Raw genomic sequence first — 3,884 nt, 5'->3', positions numbered from 1 at the left:
CGGAGGCTTTGACCGCTTCCCAAATGGCAGTTTCCGCATAAGCAACATATTGGTGGATTTCTCCACCGGTGTGAGTATGGCGTGCCGGGCAGGATCGACGATTAAGTCCATCTCAAAATCTCCGAATCTCTTCCCGTCAACTTCCTCACTTCTTTCATGTATGCTCACCCTGTCCTTGATTGGAAGATGTTCGCCCTTGGGACTATGCTTGTATTTCATCTTATACGCCAATTCGGGATAAATTTAGTATGCAAAAAGTTCTAACTGCCTTGTTTTTTCTACATAGTCGTCCCTTTAAAAAGATTTATTGCATTGATTTATAGTTAATTATCCTCTTGTTTATTTGTCTATTTCTGCAAGTTCTTGTACCTTTACAGTATAAAACTTGCAGAATTTTATGTTAAAAAGAACCTCCAATCAACTATCCTTATTCTCTTCCTTAGAGAATATGCTTGATCAGAATCATCCTCTTTACAGGCTTGCCAATAAAATCAATTGGCGTAGATTTGAAGACGCCTTTTCTACTTTATATTGTAGAATCAATGGCAGCCCTACCTATCCCGTTCGCTTGATGTGCGGTCTTTTAATTCTGAAACACTTGCGTAATGTTTCCGATGAAAACGTCGTTTTACAGTGGAGTGAAAATGCTTATTATCAGTATTTCTGCGGTCAATTGGTATTTCTTCCCAAGGAACCTTGTGAATCTTCCGATTTGGTTCATTTTCGAAATCGCATAGGCGAGCAAGGAATGGAAATTGCAAGTTCCAAAACGAAGTGCAATAAAAAAGTGGGCCTCGCCGAGAGATGCAGACGTTCTCGAAGCGTAGCGAGAGGTTGTCTGCAACGCGCAGCGAGGAAAGATTTTATTGTACTTCGATTTGGAATATACATTATCTCTTGTGAAAAATGAAACTGAGCGTATCAAAGCAGACCCTAAATTGGCACTTCTTATAAAAGATTAGAAATACTATAATCCAATATTTCCAAGCATTTTTTGCAGCAGATTGCCCGATGAACGTACAATCTGAAAGTCCACCGTCTGGTTTTCCACAGATTTTATCTCAGTTGCCTTGAAACGGCAAATGGCTTTCTGACGCTCCAAAGTGTCACGGACGGGAGACAGGTCTCGTATCTGTCCTGCAAACGTTCCATAGGGAGATTGCAGACAAATCATTTGTCCCTTCGTATTGCCAGGACGTTTGTTCTCAAACTTAAGCAAGATGGTTATATTCGTGCTGTCCGTTGGTGTGGTTGCCGTTTTGTGTATGGTAGCCGTTCCTGAATACACCTGCTTATAGGGAAGGAAATAGGCTACAGCCAAAAGGCAAAGCAATACCGCTCCTATGGCGGTAATACCATAGCGGATAAGTGCGGAGGGTATCTGCCCCACGATGCTGCGGACTTTCTCGCTGCGAAGTTCAAAACTCCGTTCCTGTTTTTTTGCTTGTTCTTCCATATCAATTACCCAATTCTAATTGGTTCTTCACTAAGGCGAAGTACTTACCACGTTTGGCGGTCAGTTCCTCGTGTGTGCCCACTTCTGCGATTTTACTCTCATCCAAGACAACGATTTGATCGGCATCGCGGACGGTGGAAAGGCGGTGCGCCACCACAATAACTGCTCTTCCTTTGTAGAAATCCGAGAGTTTTTCAGTGATGGCTCGCTCGTTGTTGGCGTCAAGGGCGTTGGTGGCTTCATCCAAGAAGACGAACATCGGATTCTTATAGACTACCCTTGCAATCAAAATGCGTTGCCGTTGTCCCTGACTGATGCCCTGTCCGTCCTGTCCTATCATCGTGTTGTAAGCCAAAGGCAGGGCTTCGATGTAGTCGGCGATGTTTGCCACATGGGAAGCATGGCGGATACGTTCGATGTCGGGTTCGTCGTCCGAAATGGCGATATTTCTCGCAATGGTATCGGAGAACAGATACCCCTCCTGCATCACCGCTCCGCATTGGCTTCGCCACCAACCGAGATTGTATTCATTCAGGTTGGCATTGCCTATCTCAATGTTTCCATTCAGTGGCTCATAGAATCCCAAAAGGAGTTTTATGAGCGTGGTCTTTCCGCTTCCGCTTGCCCCCACGATTGCCGTTACCTTGCCGTTGGGAATGGAGAGGTTGATATTTGATAAAATATCTTTCAGACTGTATATGTCGTATTTGAAGGATAAGTCTTTTATCGTGAGGGAATGTCCTTCGGCGGTCTCGTCCGTATAGGCGGTACGTGTCCGTTCGACATTCTCCTCGTTGGTCTCGGTGTGGATTTCGTTCATGCGGTCAAGGCTGATGCTCACGTCCTGCCAAGAGTAAATGAATCGTATAAGCTGCTCCACAGGGCTGTTGAGCTGTCCGATGATGTACTGCACCGCCAGCATCATACCGAGCGTCATGTTTCCGTGTATCACGGCTGTGGCGGCAAGAACGGTAATCAAGATGTTCTTTACCTCGTTGATGGTGATGCTTCCTGCCTGCTGTACCTGTTGGAGGTTAAGCGATTGCAGATTGACCTTGAAGAGGTCGGCTTGCACGTCCTCCCATTCCCACCGTTTGCGCTGCTCGCATCCCTGCAGCTTGATTTCCTGCATACCGCCTAAAAGTTGGTAGGTGACGTTGCGATTGCGTCCTGCCTGCTCGAAGTATTTGTAGTCCAACTGTCTGCGCTTTTTGAGGAAGAGGATTATCCAGCCTGCGTAAAGCGATGTTCCCAAGAGGAATACAAGGAAGATGCCGAGATTATAGACAGCAAGGACGACACCGAATACCAGAAATGTGAAGAACGAGAACAGCAGGCTCAGACTGCTCGACGTGAGGAACTGCTCCACACGCCGGTGGTCCTCGATGCGTTGCAAGAGGTCGCCCATCAGTTTGGTGTCGAAGAACTTCATCGGCAGTTTCATCAGCTTGATGAAGAAATCCGATATGAGCGAGATGTTGATGCGTGTGGAGATATGCAGGAGTATCTTGGAGCGGATAAAGTCGATGGCAGTTCTACTGAAAAGAAGCATCATTTCCGCCAACAGCACCAGCCACACAAAACCGATGTCCTTTCCTCCTATACCCGTATCAACGATGGCTTGGGTGAGGAATGGGAAAATAAGTTGCAGGAGCGAGCCGAGCAACAGACCGAGAATGAGCTGCGTAAAGAAACGCTTGTATTTCTTGAGATAGCTCCAGAGAAATTTCACTCGGCTTTGCGTGGGCACTGCTTCCGTATCGTTTTGAGCGTAGAATTGCTCCGTCGGCTCAAGAAGAAGGGCTATGCCTTTCTCCTCGCCGTTGGTCTTGGTGCTTACCCAATGTTCACAAAACTCTTCTTTGGTGTATGTGACCAATCCCCTTGCGGGGTCAGCCACATAGGCGGTATATTTTCCTTTCTTATGCTTCCTTATTTTATATACAACAACAAAATGGTTCTGATTCCAATGGACGATGCAAGGCAGAGGAATTTCATGGGCGAGGGTATTGAAACTCAAGCGTCCCCCAACAGTCTTGAGACCGACGGTTTCTGCAGCCTTGCTAATACCTAACAAAGACACTCCGTCCTTACCTAAAGAACAGATTTTTCGTAATCGGTCTCTGTCAACTTGCTGCCCATAATGTTTGGCTATTATCACCAAGCAAGAGGGACCGCAACCCATTGCATCTCGTTGTTTTATTAAAATCATTATTAATAAGCTTATATGGTGATTGTTTCAAAATATAGCATGGATGTTTTTATAGATAACATATAGTAATTCTTTCTGATTTTCTGACATTTTAAGGAACATACGTTGATATTGTATTTTACAGTTTTATCTTGTTCTCATGGTCTCGTATTATGTCGTTTTCAAGTTCATTTTTTTTCTTGTCGTTCTTTCTTATGCTCCACCTGAACAATATCC

At 45.2% G+C, this 3,884-nt stretch carries 2 protein-coding genes and 2 pseudogenes; 1 reads left to right on the top strand and 3 read right to left on the bottom strand.

Features of this window, described 5'->3' with window-relative positions; translation table 11 throughout:
- Window positions 1-225: pseudogene (locus tag EII32_RS11015) on the bottom strand (IS30 family transposase); the annotation flags it as partial.
- Window positions 226-397: 172 nt separating this feature from the next.
- Here EII32_RS11015 and EII32_RS11010 point away from each other — a divergent pair.
- Window positions 398-757: pseudogene (locus EII32_RS11010) on the top strand (transposase); the annotation flags it as partial.
- Between the two features lie 210 nt (window positions 758-967).
- Here EII32_RS11010 and EII32_RS11005 read toward each other — a convergent pair.
- A complete protein-coding gene (locus EII32_RS11005; RefSeq protein WP_125235432.1) occupies window positions 968-1,456 on the bottom strand; it encodes a hypothetical protein in 489 nt (162 codons plus the stop codon).
- 1 nt (window position 1,457) lies between these two features.
- Complete coding sequence (locus EII32_RS11000; RefSeq protein ID WP_199741427.1) at window positions 1,458-3,668, bottom strand: peptidase domain-containing ABC transporter; 2,211 nt, start codon at window positions 3,666-3,668, stop codon at window positions 1,458-1,460.
- Between the last annotated feature and the right edge of the window lie 216 nt (window positions 3,669-3,884).

This window comes from Prevotella sp. OH937_COT-195 (assembly GCF_003932845.1).
GTDB lineage: Bacteria > Bacteroidota > Bacteroidia > Bacteroidales > Bacteroidaceae > Prevotella.
This window is presented reverse-complemented; position numbering and strand designations above follow the sequence as displayed.

Coding starts and splice junctions, on each gene's coding strand:
- EII32_RS11000 (WP_199741427.1), bottom strand. CDS start 3,668: ATGATTTTAATAAAACAACGAGATGCAATGGGTTGCGGTCCCTCTTGC.
- EII32_RS11005 (WP_125235432.1), bottom strand. CDS start 1,456: ATGGAAGAACAAGCAAAAAAACAGGAACGGAGTTTTGAACTTCGCAGC.